This is a genomic window from Roseovarius sp. EL26 (assembly GCF_900327775.1).
Classification (GTDB): domain Bacteria; phylum Pseudomonadota; class Alphaproteobacteria; order Rhodobacterales; family Rhodobacteraceae; genus Roseovarius.
In genome coordinates this window covers 265,818-284,822 of the sequence record NZ_OUMZ01000007.1, presented here as the reverse complement: position 1 = coordinate 284,822, position 19,005 = coordinate 265,818, and the positions used below count along the sequence as shown (strand labels likewise).

Annotated in this window: 18 protein-coding genes and 1 tRNA gene; 15 read left to right on the top strand and 4 right to left on the bottom strand. The window is 53.7% G+C overall.

Annotated features, from left to right (window positions below):
* Positions 1-7 precede the first annotated feature (7 nt).
* The 5 genes from D9A02_RS09250 to D9A02_RS09230 are packed head-to-tail and all read left to right on the top strand — an operon-like array spanning position 8 to position 4,330.
* Positions 8-283: a (2Fe-2S)-binding protein gene (locus D9A02_RS09250; protein WP_120500704.1), complete on the top strand. Its 276-nt coding sequence runs from the start codon at positions 8-10 to the stop codon at positions 281-283.
* Positions 250-735 (top strand): bacterioferritin, encoded by a 486-nt coding sequence (bfr, locus tag D9A02_RS09245; protein WP_120500703.1) that lies wholly within the window; start codon positions 250-252, stop codon positions 733-735. The genes D9A02_RS09250 and bfr overlap by 34 nt, the downstream gene beginning before the upstream one ends.
* The gene (locus D9A02_RS09240; RefSeq protein WP_120500702.1) at positions 707-2,236 is read left to right on the top strand and encodes a di-heme oxidoredictase family protein; all 1,530 of its coding nucleotides are present in this window, start codon (positions 707-709) and stop codon (positions 2,234-2,236) included. Before bfr ends, D9A02_RS09240 begins: the two co-directional genes overlap by 29 nt.
* Entirely contained in the window at positions 2,236-3,255 is a 1,020-nt protein-coding gene (locus tag D9A02_RS09235) for an imelysin family protein (RefSeq protein WP_120500701.1), read from the top strand. Before D9A02_RS09240 ends, D9A02_RS09235 begins: the two co-directional genes overlap by 1 nt.
* A gap of 1 nt (position 3,256) precedes the next feature.
* Positions 3,257-4,330 (top strand): DUF1513 domain-containing protein, encoded by a 1,074-nt coding sequence (locus D9A02_RS09230; RefSeq protein WP_120500700.1) that lies wholly within the window; start codon positions 3,257-3,259, stop codon positions 4,328-4,330.
* A 27-nt stretch (positions 4,331-4,357) separates the two neighbouring features.
* On the opposite strand, the gene D9A02_RS09225 is transcribed toward D9A02_RS09230, so the two are convergent.
* On the bottom strand, positions 4,358-6,802 hold the full coding sequence (locus tag D9A02_RS09225) for an ATP-dependent helicase (protein ID WP_120500699.1): 2,445 nt from the start codon (positions 6,800-6,802) through the stop codon (positions 4,358-4,360).
* A gap of 106 nt (positions 6,803-6,908) precedes the next feature.
* Between D9A02_RS09225 and D9A02_RS09220 the strand changes: the two genes are divergently transcribed.
* From D9A02_RS09220 to D9A02_RS09205, 4 genes are all read left to right on the top strand, one after another.
* Positions 6,909-8,033, top strand: coding sequence for an alpha-hydroxy acid oxidase (locus D9A02_RS09220; RefSeq protein ID WP_120502455.1), 1,125 nt, complete (start codon positions 6,909-6,911; stop codon positions 8,031-8,033).
* A 256-nt stretch (positions 8,034-8,289) separates the two neighbouring features.
* Complete coding sequence (locus D9A02_RS09215) at positions 8,290-11,730, top strand: pyruvate carboxylase (RefSeq protein WP_120500698.1); 3,441 nt, start codon at positions 8,290-8,292, stop codon at positions 11,728-11,730.
* 100 nt (positions 11,731-11,830) lie between these two features.
* Positions 11,831-12,217, top strand: coding sequence for an MAPEG family protein (locus D9A02_RS09210; protein WP_120500697.1), 387 nt, complete (start codon positions 11,831-11,833; stop codon positions 12,215-12,217).
* An 18-nt stretch (positions 12,218-12,235) separates the two neighbouring features.
* Positions 12,236-13,045 (top strand): phosphodiesterase, encoded by an 810-nt coding sequence (locus D9A02_RS09205; protein WP_120500696.1) that lies wholly within the window; start codon positions 12,236-12,238, stop codon positions 13,043-13,045.
* Between the two features lie 2 nt (positions 13,046-13,047).
* On the opposite strand, the gene D9A02_RS09200 is transcribed toward D9A02_RS09205, so the two are convergent.
* A complete protein-coding gene (locus D9A02_RS09200; RefSeq protein WP_120500695.1) occupies positions 13,048-13,401 on the bottom strand; it encodes a DUF1330 domain-containing protein in 354 nt (117 codons plus the stop codon).
* A gap of 204 nt (positions 13,402-13,605) precedes the next feature.
* Here D9A02_RS09200 and D9A02_RS09195 point away from each other — a divergent pair.
* The 4 genes from D9A02_RS09195 (at position 13,606) to hisH (ending at position 16,322) form a co-directional block, all read left to right on the top strand.
* A tRNA-Gly gene (locus D9A02_RS09195) sits at positions 13,606-13,680 on the top strand.
* 544 nt (positions 13,681-14,224) lie between these two features.
* Positions 14,225-14,932: a choice-of-anchor K domain-containing protein gene (locus tag D9A02_RS19435; protein WP_120500694.1), complete on the top strand. Its 708-nt coding sequence runs from the start codon at positions 14,225-14,227 to the stop codon at positions 14,930-14,932.
* Between the two features lie 164 nt (positions 14,933-15,096).
* On the top strand, positions 15,097-15,684 hold the full coding sequence (gene hisB, locus D9A02_RS09185; protein ID WP_120500693.1) for an imidazoleglycerol-phosphate dehydratase HisB: 588 nt from the start codon (positions 15,097-15,099) through the stop codon (positions 15,682-15,684).
* Positions 15,685-15,689: 5 nt separating this feature from the next.
* The gene (hisH, locus tag D9A02_RS09180; RefSeq protein WP_120500692.1) at positions 15,690-16,322 is read left to right on the top strand and encodes an imidazole glycerol phosphate synthase subunit HisH; all 633 of its coding nucleotides are present in this window, start codon (positions 15,690-15,692) and stop codon (positions 16,320-16,322) included.
* Here hisH and D9A02_RS09175 read toward each other — a convergent pair whose 3' ends face one another.
* Positions 16,323-17,063, bottom strand: coding sequence for an AraC family transcriptional regulator (locus D9A02_RS09175; RefSeq protein ID WP_120500691.1), 741 nt, complete (start codon positions 17,061-17,063; stop codon positions 16,323-16,325).
* An 88-nt stretch (positions 17,064-17,151) separates the two neighbouring features.
* Here D9A02_RS09175 and D9A02_RS09170 point away from each other — a divergent pair, with 88 nt between their 5' ends.
* Entirely contained in the window at positions 17,152-17,688 is a 537-nt protein-coding gene (locus D9A02_RS09170) for a peroxiredoxin-like family protein (protein ID WP_120500690.1), read from the top strand.
* A 61-nt stretch (positions 17,689-17,749) separates the two neighbouring features.
* Here D9A02_RS09170 and D9A02_RS09165 read toward each other — a convergent pair whose 3' ends face one another.
* Positions 17,750-18,145, bottom strand: coding sequence for a DUF2147 domain-containing protein (locus D9A02_RS09165; RefSeq protein ID WP_120500689.1), 396 nt, complete (start codon positions 18,143-18,145; stop codon positions 17,750-17,752).
* 129 nt (positions 18,146-18,274) lie between these two features.
* Between D9A02_RS09165 and hisA the strand changes: the two genes are divergently transcribed.
* Entirely contained in the window at positions 18,275-18,997 is a 723-nt protein-coding gene (gene hisA, locus D9A02_RS09160) for a 1-(5-phosphoribosyl)-5-[(5-phosphoribosylamino)methylideneamino]imidazole-4-carboxamide isomerase (protein WP_120500688.1), read from the top strand.
* The last annotated feature ends 8 nt before the right edge of the window (positions 18,998-19,005 follow it).

The window sequence follows — 19,005 nt, the reverse complement described above, 5'->3', positions numbered from 1 at the left end:
ATCTGAGATGATAATCTGTCATTGTCAAAATATTACGGATCACGAGATCAACGCTGCTATTGATTGGATGAGGGCCGCCGATAATGCGACCCTCATCACCCCCGGAAAGATTTACCATGCTCTTGGAAAAGTGGCAGATTGTGGCGGTTGCATGCCGCTTTTTCTGTCAACCATGAGAAACAATGATAACCTGAAAGTCCCCATGGAACTGCGTGGCCTACGCCGCGACATTACAAAGGAAAACCAGACATGCAAGGCGACAGCAAAGTCATCGAATACCTGAACAAAGCACTGCGTCACGAGCTTACAGCCGTCAGCCAATACTGGCTGCACTACCGTCTGCAGGATGACTGGGGCTTGGGTCGAATGGCCAAGAAAAGCCGCGAAGAGAGCATCGAAGAGATGGAGCACGCGGACAAATTGATCGACCGGATCATCTTTTTAGGTGGGCACCCTAATCTACAAAAACTTGATCCACTACGGATTGGTCAAAATCCGAAAGAAACACTGGAATGTGATCTGGCGGCCGAGATTAGTGCAAGAGCGCTCTACAAAGAAGCGCGCGAGGTCTGTAGTGGTGCAGGCGATTATGTGACAATGAAACTGTTTGAAGAGCTGATGGCAGATGAAGAAGGTCACATTGATTTCCTCGAAACCCAGCTTGAGCTTTATGAGACCCTTGGTGCGGAACGTTATGCCCAACTTAATGCGACTCCAATGGACGAGGCTGAGTAGTCTCACCCTTCTGGCGGCGGGATTTGCTCCGGCCGCCATCTCTGGTCCGCTGGACGAACCACATCTGAATATCATCCCCCGCACTGACGCTGAAGTTGCGCGGATTGAACGCGTTCTTTTGGATGTTGAGGATTCCTCGAACGTCCATCAATTCGAGGCGAAATCTGCAGGGGCTGCCACAGTTCGCGTGCGCCCTGATGCCGATGCGTTCTCGCAACCTTCCGAGAACATGCCATTCGCAAGTGAGCTGGACTTCAAGGTCGGCAACGGGTTGTTTCGCAAGCTTTGGGTGTCATCGCCCTCCTCCACACTTGCCTCTGATGGCTTGGGCCCGCTGTTCAACGCGCGATCATGTCAACGCTGCCATGTTAAAGACGGGCGCGGCCACCCGCCCGAAGGCCCGGAAGACAATTCAATCTCGATGTTCTTGCGAGTCTCAATCCCCGGTGGGGAAGAAGACGCCATCGCCGAGATCGAAGAGTATATAGCCACAGTGTCTGAGCCGACTTATGGCACACAATTGCAGGATTTCGGCCTGCCAGGCATTCCCGCAGAATACCAGTTGCAGATCGAGTACCAAGAGGTTGAGATTGCTTTGTCTGAAGGCGAAACCGCTTCCCTGCGCAGCCCAACGTACACAGCAGGTAATCTGGGCTATGGCCCGTTACATCCTGATGCCATGCTGAGCCCAAGGGTCGCGCCGCAAATGATTGGCCTTGGCTTGTTAGAGGCAATCCCAGCAGCCGACATTCTGGCACAGGTCGATCCAAAAGACACAGATGGGAATGGCATTTCCGGGCGGGCAAATATCGTCTGGTCAGTTGAATACGGCATGCCAATGCTGGGCCGCTTTGGCCTCAAGGCCGGGCACCCAACCATTCGCCAACAATCTGCAGCAGCTTTTTCCGGCGACGTAGGCATCTCCAGCCCGCTTTACCCCGCACCATATGGTGAGTGTTCTGATACCCAACTCCAATGCCAGACCGCACCTCATGGTGATCAAGACGTGCGCAGGTTTGAGATTGACGCCGAAGGGCTAGATCTGGTGACTTTCTACAGCCGTAATCTGGCAGTGCCTGCGCGGCGCGATGCGAATAATACACAAGTGTTGCGCGGTAAGGAAGTATTCTACAGCACTGGCTGTACATCCTGCCACACCCCCGCCTACGTCACCCACCGCCTTGAAGATCAACCTGAGCAAAGCTTTCAAATGATCTGGCCCTACTCGGACCTTTTGCTACACGACATGGGCGGCGGTCTGGCAGACAACCGCCCCGAAGCCCGTGCTACCGGTGTTGAGTGGCGAACGCCACCGCTGTGGGGCATAGGGCTGACCAAGCAGGTCAGCGGTCATACCTATTTTCTACACGATGGTCGCGCACGTTCATTGCTTGAAGCCATCTTGTGGCACGGCGGCGAAGCTAAGGCGCAACGCGACACCGTGATTGAAATGCCGGCCGCTGATCGCGCGGCACTTATCACCTTTTTGGAGAGTCTTTGATGTTGCGAATATCCGCACTTTGCCTGAGCCTTCTTTGGCCCGTGGAAACATTCGCGCAAGATGCAGAGTGGTCTGGCCAAATAAACACGATCATGGAACATCAAGTTTTGATGCGCTTTGACGATCTGGAAGACAACACTATGAAACTCAGCAAAGCGGCGGCCCAAAGTTGCGACCCGGAAGGTGAGACTTTACGCGAAAGCCTGCGAATGAGTCTTGGAGCCTGGGCATCTACAAGTGCATTCCGTTTTGGTCCCACTGAGATCGACAATCATTCCTTCGCCTTAGGCTTTTGGCCTGACCCACGTGGCAAAACGCCCAAAGCGCTGCGCAAACTGATCCTCGAAAACGATCCGATTATCGATAGTGCCGAAAGTTTTTCTCGAGCCTCAATCGCAGCTCGTGGGTTTTACGCGATGGAATACATGCTTTATGAGCCCGCTTTTCAAGAAATTGGAACGGGCAAATATCGCTGCGCACTGATCAGACGGCAGGCCGATGACATCGCCCGCACAGCGCAGGCCATCCGCGATGGCTGGGACGATTACAAATCTCATCTTTTAACCCCTACAATTGATACGCCCTACCGAACTGAGGCCGAAGTCAAACGCGAACTTTTTAAAGGTATTTCCACCGCAGTGGAGTTCACATCAGACACCCGCCTTGGCCGCCCTTTAGGTACATTTGACAAACCCCGTCCTAAACGCGCCGAAGCCCGTCGCTCTGATATGTCGCTTCGACTCGTTGAAAATTCGCTTGCTTCACCATGGGAATTGTCAATCACCTTGGCATCGGAGGATCAAAAACTGTCCAACGCTCTGATAATCAAATTCAGCAAAATCAAACATGCAATCGAAGAATTGGGCGACCCTGCCCTCTCAGGCGTTAGCGACCCAGCCAATCGGTTCCGCATTGAATCTCTGAAACAACAGATCGATGAGCTACACGCATTTCTTACTGAAAGGCTGGGCCCACATCTTGGGGTTTCTGCTGGTTTCAACTCTCTTGACGGCGACTGACATGAGCAACCGCCGCACCTTTTTGTCTGGGCTGTTAGCTGCTACCTTCGTGCCTCGTCCCACTTGGGCGCATGCTGGCGCACCGGCCTGTCTGGCGGCAGCTAAGACAGCCACTGGCTACTACGCTCTGTGCGGATTGCGTGAAGATGGCGAGCTCACCTTCACCCTTCCTTTGCCCGGGCGCGGGCACGCGGCAGCGGCGCACCCTAACCAGCCTTATGCCGTGGCGTTTGCCCGTCGACCTGGCCGGTTTGCGCTGGTGATTGACTGCCAGAATGGCCAAGTGCGCGCGCGTCTTGATGCGCCTGAGGGGCGGCATTTCTATGGTCATGGCTGTTTTTCCCTAGATGGTAAAACACTCTTTACCACAGAAAACGATTATGACTCCGGGCATGGGGTGATTGGCCTATGGGATGCTGCGAACGGCTATCACCGCATCGGCGAATTTCAGTCTGGTGGTATCGGTCCACATGACCTGCGTCTGATGCCAGATGGGCAGGCACTGGTGGTCGCCAATGGTGGGATAGAAACGCACCCCGAAAGCGGGCGTGCCAAGCTGAACCTTCCCAGCATGCAATCCAACCTCAGCTATCTGTCGTTAACGGGTGACATGATAGAGCAAGCCACGTTACCCCCGAACCTGCGGCTAAACTCAATCCGGCACTTGGCCGTGTCCCCCACCGGACGGGTGGCACTGGCGATGCAATGGCAAGGTGATCTGACCCAAGCGATACCGTTGGCGGGCTTCCATATACGTGGGCAAGACATTCAGCCCCTGACTGCCCAACCTGAGATCCAACGACAGATGGCCGGATATGCTGGCAGCATCGCCATTTCTGCTGATGGCACACGGATCGCGTCGACATCCCCACGTGGCGGACTGATCCAGACGTTTAATACAAGCCAAAACACAATAAGGATTTATCGGGCGACCGATGTCTGCGGCATCTCTTATCAGCACGGCGGGTTCAGCTACACCACCGGCACAGGCGTGGTTGGCCGCATTATGGCAACAGGATTAAAGCCTCAACATCAACATGCGCTGGCATGGGACAATCATCTGGTTCGGCTTTGAACCATTGCTCAAGCCCCGGACAGAGGCTCAAAACGGCACATCATCAGCGCCAGTAACAAAGCGCGCTACAATTTTCTTTAGCCCGGCCTTTTCAAAGTCGATCTCAAGCTTGTCACCATCCATGCCCACAATCGCCCCATAACCAAATTTCTGGTGAAACACCCGTTCGCCCATCGTGTGCACGCTGTCGGCCTGCACATCGATCACACGGGATTTGGCTGGGTTGGGCTGGGCAACGGTTCTTTGCTGGCTCCGCGCCTGCATCCGCCGCCATCCGGGCGAGGCATAGACATCCGCCTCAGCCGCACGCGTCTCAATGCCCGCGTGCGTTCCTGCATTCATCCCCGCAGCACCATAGTTTCCGCCATAAAGGCCCGGTGCAGTCAGCACATCGACATGATCCTCAGGAAGCTCATCAATGAAACGGGACGGCATCTGTGATTGCCATTGGCCAAACACCTGACGGTTTCCAGCAAATGAGATGGTGCAAACCTCCTCGGCACGGGTAATGCCGACATAGGCCAGGCGGCGCTCTTCCTCGAGACCTGTCTGACCGCTTTCATCCATTGAGCGCTGCGAGGGGAACAAGCCATCTTCCCACCCTGGCAGGAACACAACAGGAAATTCCAAACCCTTCGCGGCATGTAGGGTCATGATCGACACCTTTTCAGAGGCGTCCTCGCTATTATTGTCCATGATCAGGCTGACGTGTTCCATGAAACCGGATAGGTTTTCATGCTGCTCCAACGACTTAACCAGCTCCTTGAGGTTCTCAAGTCGCCCCTGCGCATCCGGACTTTTGTCGTTTTGCCACATCTCGGTATAACCGGATTCGTCCAACATGATCTGGGCCAGTTCAATATGGCTGACCTCTGGTTCACCCTGTTCGATTGTCGGCTCAGGAATTCCAGTGATATCCTCCAAAACAGATATATCATCATCATCGATGGGTATGATACGTACAGGCCCAGTTGACATACCGCGCCAGCGCTCAAGATTATCGATCAGACGGGTCAGCTCGGTCGCGCCTTTGCCGGTCAAACCTTTGTTCTGCAACAATATCCGAGCACCCTGCATCAGGGGCACGCCGTTTTCGCGCGCAGTCATCTGGATTTTCTGCTGCGCCTTGTCGCCAAGGCCGCGCTTCGGGGTGTTCACAATCCGCTCGAAGGCCAGATCATCCGAGGGGCTGACCACCAGCCGGAAATAGGCCATGGCATCGCGAATTTCCAAACGTTCATAGAAACGCGGGCCACCGATGACGCGATATGGCAGGCCGATCGATAGGAACCGATCCTCGAACGCGCGCATCTGATGCGAGGCGCGGACAAGGATGGCCATTTCGTCCAAGTTATAGGGGCGTTGACCACGGGTTCCACCCTGCATCGCCTCAATCTCTTCCCCGATCCAGCGTGCCTCGGTCTCACCATCCCAGTGGCCAATCAAGCGAACTTTTTCACCGCCTTCGGCTTCGGTCCAAAGCTCTTTGCCCAATCGGCCTTTGTTACCTGCAATCACCCCAGAAGCGGCAGCAAGGATATGCGCCGTAGAGCGATAATTCTGCTCTAACCGCACCACATGGGCTCCGGGAAAGTCCTTTTCGAATCGCAGAATATTCCCCACCTCAGCCCCGCGCCAACCATAAATCGACTGATCATCGTCACCCACACAACAGATGTTTTGATGCCCACCTGCCAACAAGCGCAACCACAGGTACTGTGCGACGTTGGTATCTTGGTATTCGTCCACTAAGATATATCGGAACCAACGCTGATATTGCTTGAGAACATCATCGTGCGCTTGAAAGATCGTGACGACGTGCATCAGCAAGTCACCAAAATCCACTGCATTCAGCTCTTTCAGTCGAGTTTGGTATTGCCGGTAAAGTGCTGGTCCTTTGCCGTCATATGCATGTGCCTCAGAGCCGGGGAGGTTGTCCGGCGTCCAAGCACGGTTTTTCCAGTGATCAATCACCCCTGCCAGTGCACGTGCTGGCCAGCGTTTATCGTCAATATTGGCAGCCCGGATCAGCTGCTTCAAAAGACGTATCTGATCGTCAGTGTCCAAAATTGTGAAGTTTGAGTTCAGATCAACCAATTCGGCATGACGGCGCAAGATCTTAACACAGATTGAGTGGAACGTGCCCAGCCAAGGCATGCCTTCAACTGTCTGGCCTAACATGCGCCCAACGCGGTTCTTCATTTCACGCGCGGCTTTGTTGGTAAAGGTTACCGCCAAAATTTCGTTGGGTCGCGCCCGGCCAGTGTTGAGCAAATGCACAATACGCGAAGTCAGCGCCTTGGTTTTACCTGTCCCGGCCCCAGCAAGCATTAATACCGGACCATCCAAAGCCTCTACCGCGGCTCGTTGCTCTGGATTCAATTCATCAAGATAGGGCATAGGCCGCGCAGCCATCGCGCGAGCGGCCAATGAGGCGCCTTCAAAGGCATCGGAATCGTCAAAACTGCTCATCCGCGCAGAATAGCGCGGGTGGCAGCTGAGTTAAAGGTTTGTTCAGCAAATGTTCCACATCTTTCCAGCACTGGACAAGCGCTTGAAAAACCGCCCAAATGTGTGGATGGATTTGAATGCCAGATATCCGGCTCTGTCTGACCTGCGCGCCCGCGCCCGCAAGCGCCTGCCGCATTTCGTGTGGGAGTTTCTGGACAGCGGCACCGGACTGGATGCCGCCAAGGCGCGCAATCGTGCGAGTTTTGATGCGATTGAGCTGACACCTGCCATTCTGCGCGGCGAGTTGAAATATAGTACCGGCACATCTTTTTTAGGCCATGACTACGCGTTGCCGGTTGGAATTGCACCGGTGGGCATGTCCGGGCTGATCTGGCCAGATGCAGAACGGATACTCGCACGTGCGGCAACGCAGGCAAACATTCCTTACACGCTTTCGACCGTAGCCAGTCAAACGCCAGAGGATGTCTCTGACGTCATTGATGATAAAGCATGGTTCCAGCTATATCCTCCGCGCGATCAGGACGTTCTTAAAGACATGCTTCTGCGCGCTGAGTCGGCGGGGTTTTCCGCATTGGTCATGACCGTCGATATTCCTGTGGCCAGTCGGCGTGAACGCCAGCAACGTTCCGGCCTGACCACACCACCGCGTTTGACCCCACGCTTATTGACTCAGATTGCCAGATGTCCAACCTGGGCACTTGGTATGGCACGTCAGGGAATGCCCCGAATGCGAATGATCGATGACTATCTGCCCGATGTTTCAGGCCAACCATCCAACCAACATGCAGGATACATGATGCGAACCGCGCCGGATTGGGATTATCTGCGGACTGTGCGTGATCTGTGGGGCGGACACTTGATCATTAAGGGTGTTTTACGTGCCGAAGATGCCAAACCATTTGAGGCAGAAGGCGTCGATGCCATCTGGATCAGCAATCATGGTGGCCGTCAATTTGACGCCGCCCCTGCCCCAATCAACGTTTTGCCTAAGATTCGTACGGCAACCAAACTGCCACTCATTCTGGACGGTGGCATCGAAAGCGGGCTGGATGTTCTGCGCGCCCTCACTCTTGGGGCCGACTTCGTGATGCTGGGGCGAGGTTGGCACTACGCACTTGCCGCCCTTGGACCAAAAGGCCCCGCACATCTGGCCCATATTCTGCGTGAAGATCTGCTGGCCAATATGGGGCAATTGGGGATTCGCACGCCTTTTGAGGCCCGAAATCGCTGAAGCTGCGCGGTAAAATCATACTTAAAACCAAACCCGCCACACCTTCACGAAAGAATAGTTCACCAAACCTACCCTTACGTTAATTTTCTTAGGCGATTTTCACAAAAATTCGAAAATGTCGCGAATGTACGACTCTACTTCGCATCGAGATTGCATGAAACACTTGCAAAATTTACAACATAAAGCACTATGCGCTGCAATGCGGCGATAAAAATGCTGCGCATGCAAAATAGATGCCATCTAAGGAGAGCTTTCAATGGGTGAATTCAGCAAGATACTGGTTGCCAACCGCGGTGAGATCGCAATTCGCATTATGCGTGCTGCCAACGAACTGGGCAAACGAACGGTTGCGGTATTTGCTGAAGAGGACAAGCTCAGCCTGCACCGGTTCAAATCGGACGAAGCTTATCGCATCGGCGAAGGCATGGGACCAGTGGCGGCCTATCTGTCGATTGATGAGATCATTCGCGTCGCCAAGGAATGCGGCGCAGATGCCATTCACCCCGGTTATGGCCTGCTTTCAGAAAACCCCGATTTTGTTGATGCCTGTGCTGCGAATGGCATCACCTTCATCGGCCCCAAAGCCGAAACCATGCGCGCCCTAGGCGACAAGGCCAGCGCCCGCCGTGTAGCGGTTGAGGCCGGCGTGCCCGTCATCCCCGCCACCGAAGTGCTGGGTGATGACATGGATGCGATCCGCACTGAGGCGGCTGAGGTTGGATATCCCCTAATGCTCAAGGCATCCTGGGGTGGTGGCGGGCGCGGCATGCGTCCGATTAACGGCCCGGATGAGCTCGAGGAAAAGGTACTCGAAGGGCGTCGCGAAGCAGAAGCCGCCTTTGGCAACGGCGAAGGGTATCTGGAAAAGATGATCCTACGCGCGCGTCATGTTGAAGTGCAAATTCTGGGCGACCAACATGGCAACATGTATCACCTTTACGAGCGTGACTGCTCGGTCCAGCGGCGCAATCAGAAAGTGGTTGAACGTGCCCCTGCACCTTACTTGACGGATGAACAGCGCGATGAGATTTGCGCATTGGGTTATAAGATCTGCAAGCACGTGAATTATGAATGTGCCGGTACTGTTGAATTCCTGATGGATATGGACAGCAACAAGTTCTACTTCATCGAGGTCAATCCACGGGTTCAGGTAGAGCACACTGTCACCGAAGAAGTGACCGGCATCGACATCGTTCAGGCGCAGATCAAAATTGCGGAAGGCAAAACACTGAGTGAGGCCACCCGCAAGGACAGCCAGGGCGAAATCACCCTGAATGGTCACGCCTTGCAAACCCGGATCACCACGGAAGATCCACAAAACAACTTCATCCCGGATTATGGCCGTATCACCGCCTTCCGCGAAGCTACCGGCATGGGCATTCGTCTGGACGGTGGCACGGCTTATTCTGGCGGCGTGATCACACGCTATTATGATAGTTTGTTGGTAAAGATCACCGCGTCGGCCCAGACGCCTGAGGCCGCGATTGCCCGGATGGACCGTGCCCTGCGTGAATTCCGTATTCGTGGGGTTTCTACCAACATCGCCTTTGTTGAGAACCTGCTGAAACACCCCACGTTCTTATCGAATGAATACACTACCAAATTCATCGACACGACGCCGGATCTATTCAAGTTCTCCAAACGACGTGACCGCGGCACCAAGGTGCTAACCTACATCGCCGACATCAGCGTCAACGGCCACCCCGAAACCGAAGGCCGTGCGGCCCCCTCGGCTGACGTCAAATTGCCCAAGCCCCCCGTACCAACCGGCACGGCGCAAGCAGGCACACGCAATCTGCTCGAGGAAAAAGGCGCCAAGGCGGTTGCCGACTGGATGCTAGATCAAAAGCAACTGCTGCTGACCGACACCACCATGCGCGACGGACACCAATCTTTGCTTGCCACCCGCATGCGGTCGATCGACATGCTCCGCGCAGCCCCCAGTTATGCCGCCAACTTGCCACAGCTGTTCAGCATGGAGTGCTGGGGCGGTGCGACGTTTGATGTTTCTTATCGCTTCTTGCAAGAATGCCCGTGGCAACGCCTCCGCGATCTGCGCGAGCGGATGCCAAACCTGATGACACAAATGCTGCTGCGCGCCTCCAATGGCGTTGGCTACACCAACTACCCTGACAACGTGGTTCAGGAGTTCGTTCGTCAGGCGGCGAAAACCGGTATTGATGTCTTCCGCGTCTTCGACAGCCTGAACTGGGTTGAAAACATGCGTGTGGCCATGGATGCGGTCAACGAATCCGGAAAGATCTGCGAAGGAACCGTCTGCTATACCGGTGACATTCTGGACCCGAACCGCGCCAAATACGACCTGAAATACTATGTTGCTATGGGTAAAGAGCTACAGGCGGCAGGCGCCCATGTTCTGGGCCTCAAGGATATGGCGGGCTTGTTGAAACCGGCATCCGCCACCGTTCTGGTCAAGGCCCTGAAGGAAGAGCTGGATATTCCAGTTCACTTCCACACCCACGACACTTCGGGCATTGCAGCGGCCACTATTCTGGCCGCAACGGATGCCGGCGTAGACGCCGTCGATGCGGCAATGGACGCCTTTTCTGGCGGGACATCGCAGCCTTGTCTGGGGTCAATCGTCGAAGCCTTGTCAAACACTGAACGCGACACAGGCCTTAACATCGAACGCATTCGCGAGATGTCGGATTATTGGGAGCATGTTCGCGCACAATACGTTGCGTTCGAATCCGGTCTGGCTGCCCCCGCCTCTGAGGTTTACCTGCACGAGATGCCCGGCGGACAGTTCACCAACCTCAAAGCGCAGGCACGGTCTCTGGGATTGGAAGAACAATGGCCAGATGTCGCTCGAACCTATGCAGATGTGAACCAGATGTTCGGCGATATCGTAAAGGTGACGCCATCCTCGAAGGTTGTCGGCGACATGGCCCTGATGATGGTGTCCCAAGGCCTGAGCCGTGATGAAGTCGAAGACCCACAAACCGATGTAGCCTTTCCTGATTCCGTAATCGACATGATGCGCGGCAATCTGGGCCAGCCTCCCGGTGGTTTCCCGGATGGGATCGTGTCGAAGGTGTTGAAAGGCGAACAGCCTAACGTCAACCGCCCTGGAGCACACCTTCCACCTGTGGACCTAGAGGCTGAGCGCGCCAAACTGTCGAAAGAGCTGGAGGGCTTCAAGGTCGATGATGAGGATCTGAATGGCTACCTGATGTATCCCAAGGTCTTCTTGGATTACATGGGGCGCCACCGTCAGTACGGCCCAGTCCGCACCCTGCCGACACGCACGTTCTTTTACGGCATGGAACCGGGCGAACAGATCAGCGTTGAGATTGATCCTGGTAAGACATTGGAAATCCTGCTGCAGGCTGTCGGCGAGACTGACGAAAAAGGCGAAGTTCGGGTGTTCTTTGAACTCAACGGCCAACCACGTGTCATCCGTGTGCCAAACCGTCTCGTCAAAGCGCAAACCATCACCCGACCCAAGGCCGAAGCTGGCAACCCCAACCATATCGGTGCCCCGATGCCGGGCGTGGTTTCCAGCGTTGCAATCACTGTTGGCCAAGAGGTCAAACAGGACGATCTACTACTCACCATCGAAGCTATGAAAATGGAAACTGGCATCTACGCCGAGCGCGATGCCGTGGTCAAAGCCGTCCATGTTCAGGCCAGTGGTCAGATAGACGCCAAGGATCTGATGGTCGAATTGGAATAAGGCCCTCGTAAACTTTCTGTAACACGTTCAAACGGCGGTTGGATTAGTATCCAGCCGCCGTTAGACATTTCGGGAAATGAATTCCCATGAAGGATGCAATATGATTGCCGTTACCCCGTTTTATGCAGGCATCATTGCCCTGTTGTTTATCGCGCTCAGCTTTCGCGTCATCTTTCGCCGCCAATCGGCCAAAGTCTCGGTTGGTGCCGGGGCGGATTCTGATCTGGAAAAGCGGATCCGTGTTCATGCAAACTGCGCCGAATACGCGCCCTTTGCATTATTGTTGCTTGGGCTACTTGAACTTCAGGGGGCATCAGCTTGGCTGTTGCATTTGATGGGGTTGACCCTGCTAGCAGGCCGTTTCATGCATGCCTATGGTCTGGGTTCGACCCCTCAAGTCATCTTTGCTCGCAAAAATGGAATGATTTTGACGTTTGCCATGATCGCCATCACCGCTGTCTCGAATATACTTTGCGCAATTTTTTAATTATCCGGAATCCTAGGCATGGAAAAACTGCTTATTTTCACCGACATTCACGTAAAAGACTCTGGCGAAACCATCATCGGGCTTGATCCAATGGAACGGTTTCAACAGGGGTTGGAGCATGCCGTTGCGCACCATCCTGATGCGTCACGCGTGATCTTGACTGGCGATCTAACCCATTATGGGAGAACCACACAATTTCAACGCCTCAAAGACGCTCTTTCAGAGTGCCCTATTCCAGTGTCCTTGATGATGGGAAACCACGACAGCCGCAAAGGATTTAACGACGTCTTTCCCGATGAGCCCCGCACATCGGAAGGATTTGTACAGCAAGTCATTGATCTTGCTGGATATCGCCTAATCTTAATGGATACATTGGATGAGCCCGCCAAGGATCTACACAGTGGGTATCTGTGCGAACATAGACTGGCGTGGCTTGATCAGGCTCTGTCAGAAGCCACAGATCGCAAGGTGATCGTGTTTACCCACCACCCGCCAATGCTGACCGGGTTTGATGGCATGGACGCTATAGCCTTGCGCAACCGGTTTGATTTGATTTCACGGCTCAAATCTCACCCACAGCCGGTGCAGGTCATTTCCGGCCACATCCATCGAACAATTTCCGGCCAGGTGGGTGGCATCCCCGTCAGCATGTTCAAAAGCCCCTGCCACCAGATGCCAATGTGCCTCGGCCCCGCCGACGTCCACAGTAGTGTTGACGAGCCGGGAGCCTATGGCCTGATCTTGCTGCATGACGAAGGGCCCATCATCCACACCGAAGACTATGCTCTCACCGGCCCTTTAACCATCGACACACATACGGTGAATTGATCTTAAGCCGGTTCCCTGGCGGGAGCCGGTTCCCCGGCGGGCAAATATGGAATACTGCCCGCTGCATCCGTGTCATCAATAATGTGTAGGTTGCTGATACTTCCCTCAGTACGTGCCTTGGCATAAGGTGCATAGTCGGGATCGCAGGCAAAAGCCTCGACCGCTGCCATCGAAGGAAATGACATCAACGCGATCACGCTGGTATCAAGTGGTTCTCCTGCAAGCGTGCGAATATTCTCGCTCCGCGACAAATATTTTCCGCCATGCCGGGCCGCTATATCGTGAACGTTTTTGGCATATTCAGAAATCCACGAACCATCCGTCACCTTTACATCGGCAATTACATATACCGTCATTGGAAATGACCCCCTAAAAACAAGTAAATCAAATGAAACAAGAACAAATTAAACAAAAAGAATATGTATACTATAGCACAGTTCACTCAGAAGATTGCCACAAGTAGATAATTTATCGCCGCGTAGGCAAAAAAAATCTTAAAAAATGAAATTTCCTCTTGCAGCTTCTAACCAATAAAACTATTCCACGCCTCACCCAAGGACGCGGGCGTAGCTCAGGGGTAGAGCGCAACCTTGCCAAGGTTGATGTCGTGAGTTCGAATCTCATCGCCCGCTCCATAAATTCAATAAACATTGATTTTATGGAGCCATCTGCGTCAAATATACCAGCCAAAATCATCAAGCGCACTTCGGTAGGTAAATGGTTACTTCTATCCTGCATCAGAGTTGGAGGAACGGGTTAAACTTTAGTAGCTGATGCCATTCTAACGTTTTCAAAATGGGGCGCGAGCCTAGGTTCAGTTCAGGGCATTACTACAACCGCATTAACATTAGGATAAACTGTCGTTCGCATGCGGACTCGCGTACAATACCGATCTAAATCATGGCTAAAACCCTCGAAGTCATCAGAATCATCGCATACGTACCTGCGATTCGAAGAACACGCTAAAAGAATCTCCTGAGACTCCACGTACCTCAATGGGTGATTTTCGGACTTTTTTAAGGCGAATTTGGGGCGAATTGATGCAGATCTCTGTATTTTTGGCATCTCTACATGTATGATGCCCTAGTGTCTTCAGCTGATCAAACGACATGTTTTACTGGAGACAATTGTACGCGCGGTATTTGTTTCTAAGCCGCGCTGTTATTTGGAGATGTAATTATGAATACTAAATTTAAGACGCTCATAGTAGCAGCAGCTTTTGCGGCTTTGGGCGGAGCCGCTCACGCGGTAACATTTACCGGGACTGCAGAAGGTTCATGGGGTAATATCCAAGGTGGTGGCGCTATCGGAGTAAGCAACTTGGATGGATCCGGCGGTTCATCTGACGTCACCTGGGGCAATCCTGTAGGCACAACATTTAGTAACCGGTGGCGCTTTGATGGTGTCGGTGCGGATGGCGGTGCAGGATGGTCAACAGATAACGATGACTTGTTTGCTCTCGGTAGTTTTTCCTACCGAAACGGCAGCGTGAACGGCCACACGTTTACTGGTGCGGATCTATCGGTCGAACTCACGTTCACCAATCCGTTTAATGACGTCGAGACATTTGCCTTCGGCTTTGATGTCATCAACACACCAAATACTGGTGGCGGGAATTGCTGTGCCGATACCGCATCAATCACCAGCGGTCTAAGCTCGACAACATTTATGTACCTAGGCGAAGAATACACGCTTGAGCTCTTTGGTTTCTCGCAAGATGGTGGAACCACAGTGACCAGCACGTTCGATAGCCCTGAGGGGTCGAATGCACGTGCAACGCTTTATGGCCGGATCATTCAACCTGCAACAATCCCGCTTCCTGCCGCTGGCTGGATGCTTCTTGCTGGCTTGGGCGGTTTAGCTGCAATGCGTCGTAAGAAAAGCTAACAATTACACATCATAAAAGAGAGGGCCGCACATCAACTGCGGCCCTTTTTTCGTTGAGTGCATGGTACACCTCAAATTCTCGGTAAGTAGAATACGCAAATCCTCTTGGCCCGGACCGGCCGCGCGGGTATACCCGCGGTGACACCACCACACCGAGGACAGCCATGCGCAGCGCCACGATCACACGCAAAACCAATGAGACTGACATCAGCGTCGAGATTAATCTTGATGGTACAGGCTCGTACAGCAATGAAACCGGCGTCGGCTTTTTTGACCATATGCTGGATCAACTGGCGCGCCACTCTCTGATCGACATGGTCGTACGCTGCAGTGGTGATTTGCACATTGACGATCATCACACAGTTGAGGACGTAGGCATAGCACTAGGACAAGCCCTGTCTCAGGCCGTGGGCGACAAAAAAGGCATCAACCGCTACGCCTCTTGCCTGTTGCCAATGGATGACGCGCTGGTGCGTGCGGCCTTAGATATTTCCGGGCGGCCCTTTTTGATCTGGAACGTTGACCTGCCCACTGCCAAAATCGGCACATTCGACACTGAGTTAGTTCGCGAATTTTTTCAAGCGCTTAGCACCCATGGCGGACTGACACTGCACGTGGATCAACTGCACGGCTTCAACAGCCACCACATCGCCGAGGCAGCGTTCAAGGCCGTTGCCCGTGCCCTGCGCGACGCGCTGGAAACCGATCCGCGTAAAGCGGATGCGATTCCGTCGACCAAAGGAACGCTGTAAGCGCCATGAACACAGTTATTGTCGACTATGAAAGCGGAAATCTGCATTCCGCCGAGAAAGCCTTTCAACGCATGGCGCAGGAAACTGGCGGTGGCGAGGTTGTTGTAACATCTGATCCTGATGTTGTACGCAAGGCCGACCGCGTTGTTTTACCCGGTGACGGGGCCTTCCCGGCCTGTAGCAAGGCGTTGTTTGACCATAGTGGGCTATTTGAAGCAATCGAGCAGGTCGTGACCAAAGAGGCCAAGCCATTTTTGGGCATTTGCATTGGCATGCAGATGATGGCCAGCCGCGGCCTAGAGTATACGGAAACCCCCGGATTTGATTGGATCGGTGGCACAGTAGACGCCATAAAGGGCGAAGGCCTGAAGGTCCCACATATGGGTTGGAACGATCTGGTGATCGAACAGGCGCACCCGATCTTTGACGGTATAAAAAGCGGCGATCACGCCTATTTTGTACATTCCTATCAGTTTCAGGTAGCGGATCCGACGCAGCGGCTTGCACATGTGGAATATGGTGCGCCAGTCACAGCTGTGGTTGGGCGTGACAACATAGTCGGCATGCAGTTTCACCCGGAAAAAAGCCAAGCCACTGGCCTGCGCCTCATTGCCAACTTCCTGCAATGGGCACCCTGATCAGGTGGCATTCTCTTTGCGCATCTGGATTGGGGTTTCGCCATAATGTCTACGAAAGGCTCGGCTGAATCCTTCGGCAGAGCCATAGCCGTACCGGCGCGCAACAGCCGCAACTCGATCTCCACCAACAAGATCTTGCCGCGCTAGAATCAACCGCCAGCGTCGCAAGTAAGCCATCGGGCTTTCTCCGACCACCTCAACAAACAATTCGCTGAACCTGCTAAGCGACAGACCTGCGACCTGTGCCAGATCCTCGACCGTCCACAGTTTTTCAGGGCGATCATGCATCGATACAATTGCCCGACTCAGGCGCGGATCTGACAGCCCTGCCAACAGCCCCGTCTCAGCCTCTCCCTGTTGCATCAGCTGGCGCAAGATACGGACCACCAGGACCTCGCACAACCGGTTCAAGACAGATACGGATCCGCATCGACGGGCATCTGCCTCATGGCAAATAAGCGTGATCAATGCCTGTGCATCAGGGTCAGAAATGATATCACATTCAACCATATCTGGTAGCGCCTGAAACAACGGATTGCCCCCCTTATCCCACTCCAAGGCAGCAGCAAACACAATCTGTTCTTCACCTTGGGTGATTAGTCCAGTCGGCGAAAACAGAATCCGCGCAGGTGTCCCTTCGGCATTAGCAACAAGCGCCAACGCAATCCGTCCGTCAACGACCGAGGTGACAGTCAACTGAAACCGGTGAAGCAACGTCGTCAGGCGATCAAATTCTGGCATTTCGGATTTTTTATCTGATATTTCGGATTTAATAGACCATAACACCCGTCATAAGAGAGAACAAGTTACCCCCCTGAAAGGAGCACTCATGCTGTTTCCCCGCCAAAAAACCCCCGATCTTACCGTTCCAACATTGGATCATGGTGCCTTTGACCTTGCCTCCGAAACCAGCGAACGTGGCACAGTGATCTGTTTTTATCGTGGCCTGCACTGCCCCCTTTGCGCCACCTACCTGACCGAACTGGAAAAGCGTGTTTCTGACTTTTCTGAGCACGGTGTAAACACCATCGCAATCAGCTCTGATGGCGAAGAACGTACGCGCGCCATGGCGGACAAGATCGGAGCAACGTCGCTGCGTTTTGGTTATGATCTGTCGCTTGAAAAAGCGCGTGAATGGGGGCTTTTCATCTCAACCTCGCGTGGGAAAACATCGATTGGCATTGAAGAACCTGAGCTGTTTTCCGAGCCGGGCCTATTCATGGTGACCCCGGAGCAGACACTTTACTATGGCTCTGTGCAGACCATGCCATTTGTGCGACCGCATTTTTCCGAATTGGTCGGTGCTTTGGATTTTGCGATTGCGAACAACTATCCAGCACGTGGCGAATATACCGGCGCTGTCTGAATCGCCCAAGAATAAATACAGCGGGCAATAGCCCGCTGCCCTAAACTTGATTGGTTGCAGCTTACTTAACCCGTGTCCACTTTTGGCTACGGCAAATCACAGCAACGCAGCCCTTCACAGTCAAATTGTTTCCACTTAACTGCATTTTCGACTTGTAGGTTTTATTTCGATCAGGAGCCCAAATTTTCCCTCCAGAGTACGCTCCCCCCCCGTCAGCGGACATATCCCAAATCATGCGCTTACCAATATTTTCGTAATCCGTGCGCTTCTCACCAGAAGCGTCATACGCATCTTTGATGACACCACAGATATTGCTACCACATTCTGAAACCTGAACATGTGCGTAACCCCCGGTATCCCCCGGTTGTGTTTTCCACAAGCCAGTCACCGGATCAGCGGCAAATGCGCTGCCCGCGCTCAACAAAACCAAGCTGGCTGCAAGTGCAATCTTCTTCATAATGATACTCCCTTTTGCGGATACCCTGCTTGGGTGCCGGTATTCGATCAAGTCTGACGTTGGGTCGCGTTGCGAATCCCGGCGCAACGTGCGAAATGGCGCTCATCACTGCCAACCGGAGCCTGCGCCATGATCCTTTATCCCGCCATCGACCTCAAAGACGGTCAGGCCGTTCGCCTGTACAAAGGTGAAATGGATCAAGCCACAGTATTCAACGACGATCCAGCCGCACAAGCGATGGAGTTTGTCGAAGCGGGTTGCGAATGGTTGCATCTGGTTGACCTGAATGGTGCCTTTGCCGGTGAACCTGTGAACGACGCCCCTGTTGAAGCGATTCTTGAACGCACCAAGGTGCCCGCACAGCTGGGCGGAGGAATTCGCGACATGGCCACGATCGAACGTTGGCTATCCAAAGGTTTGGCAAGAGTGATTCTAGGCACGGTTGCTGTGGAAAATCCTGCCCTGGTACGTGAAGCGGCCCGCGCATTTCCGGGCCAGGTTGCCGTCGGCATTGACGCCCGCAATGGTCGCGTCGCCACCAAAGGTTGGGCCGAGGAAACCAACGTCATGGTCACCGATCTGGCGCAGTCATTTGAAGACGCCGGCGTTGCCGCAATCATCTATACTGACATCAACCGCGATGGCGCAATGCAGGGCCCTAACGTTGAGGCCACAGCCGCTTTGGGCAATGCCGTTTCCATCCCAGTCATTGCTTCGGGCGGTGTATCTTCAATCGCCGACCTAAAAGCGTTGAAAACCTGCGGTGCACCACTGAACGGTGCAATCTCTGGCCGCGCCCTTTATGATGGGGCAATTGATCTGAAAGAGGCCCTTACGACGCTCAAGTTCTGAGTGCCGTA

Bases quoted from the DNA above. Each gene is read 5' to 3' on its own strand.
- D9A02_RS09240 (WP_120500702.1), top strand. From the start codon at position 707: ATGCGACTCCAATGGACGAGGCTGAGTAGTCTCACCCTTCTGGCGGCG.
- D9A02_RS09215 (WP_120500698.1), top strand. From the start codon at position 8,290: ATGGGTGAATTCAGCAAGATACTGGTTGCCAACCGCGGTGAGATCGCA.
- D9A02_RS09220 (WP_120502455.1), top strand. From the start codon at position 6,909: ATGGATTTGAATGCCAGATATCCGGCTCTGTCTGACCTGCGCGCCCGC.
- hisH (WP_120500692.1), top strand. From the start codon at position 15,690: ATGAACACAGTTATTGTCGACTATGAAAGCGGAAATCTGCATTCCGCC.
- D9A02_RS09210 (WP_120500697.1), top strand. From the start codon at position 11,831: ATGATTGCCGTTACCCCGTTTTATGCAGGCATCATTGCCCTGTTGTTT.
- D9A02_RS09250 (WP_120500704.1), top strand. From the start codon at position 8: ATGATAATCTGTCATTGTCAAAATATTACGGATCACGAGATCAACGCT.
- D9A02_RS09225 (WP_120500699.1), bottom strand. From the start codon at position 6,802: ATGAGCAGTTTTGACGATTCCGATGCCTTTGAAGGCGCCTCATTGGCC.
- D9A02_RS09200 (WP_120500695.1), bottom strand. From the start codon at position 13,401: ATGACGGTATATGTAATTGCCGATGTAAAGGTGACGGATGGTTCGTGG.
- D9A02_RS09175 (WP_120500691.1), bottom strand. From the start codon at position 17,063: ATGCCAGAATTTGATCGCCTGACGACGTTGCTTCACCGGTTTCAGTTG.
- D9A02_RS19435 (WP_120500694.1), top strand. From the start codon at position 14,225: ATGAATACTAAATTTAAGACGCTCATAGTAGCAGCAGCTTTTGCGGCT.
- D9A02_RS09170 (WP_120500690.1), top strand. From the start codon at position 17,152: ATGCTGTTTCCCCGCCAAAAAACCCCCGATCTTACCGTTCCAACATTG.
- D9A02_RS09165 (WP_120500689.1), bottom strand. From the start codon at position 18,145: ATGAAGAAGATTGCACTTGCAGCCAGCTTGGTTTTGTTGAGCGCGGGC.
- bfr (WP_120500703.1), top strand. From the start codon at position 250: ATGCAAGGCGACAGCAAAGTCATCGAATACCTGAACAAAGCACTGCGT.
- hisB (WP_120500693.1), top strand. From the start codon at position 15,097: ATGCGCAGCGCCACGATCACACGCAAAACCAATGAGACTGACATCAGC.
- D9A02_RS09230 (WP_120500700.1), top strand. From the start codon at position 3,257: ATGAGCAACCGCCGCACCTTTTTGTCTGGGCTGTTAGCTGCTACCTTC.
- D9A02_RS09205 (WP_120500696.1), top strand. From the start codon at position 12,236: ATGGAAAAACTGCTTATTTTCACCGACATTCACGTAAAAGACTCTGGC.
- hisA (WP_120500688.1), top strand. From the start codon at position 18,275: ATGATCCTTTATCCCGCCATCGACCTCAAAGACGGTCAGGCCGTTCGC.
- D9A02_RS09235 (WP_120500701.1), top strand. From the start codon at position 2,236: ATGTTGCGAATATCCGCACTTTGCCTGAGCCTTCTTTGGCCCGTGGAA.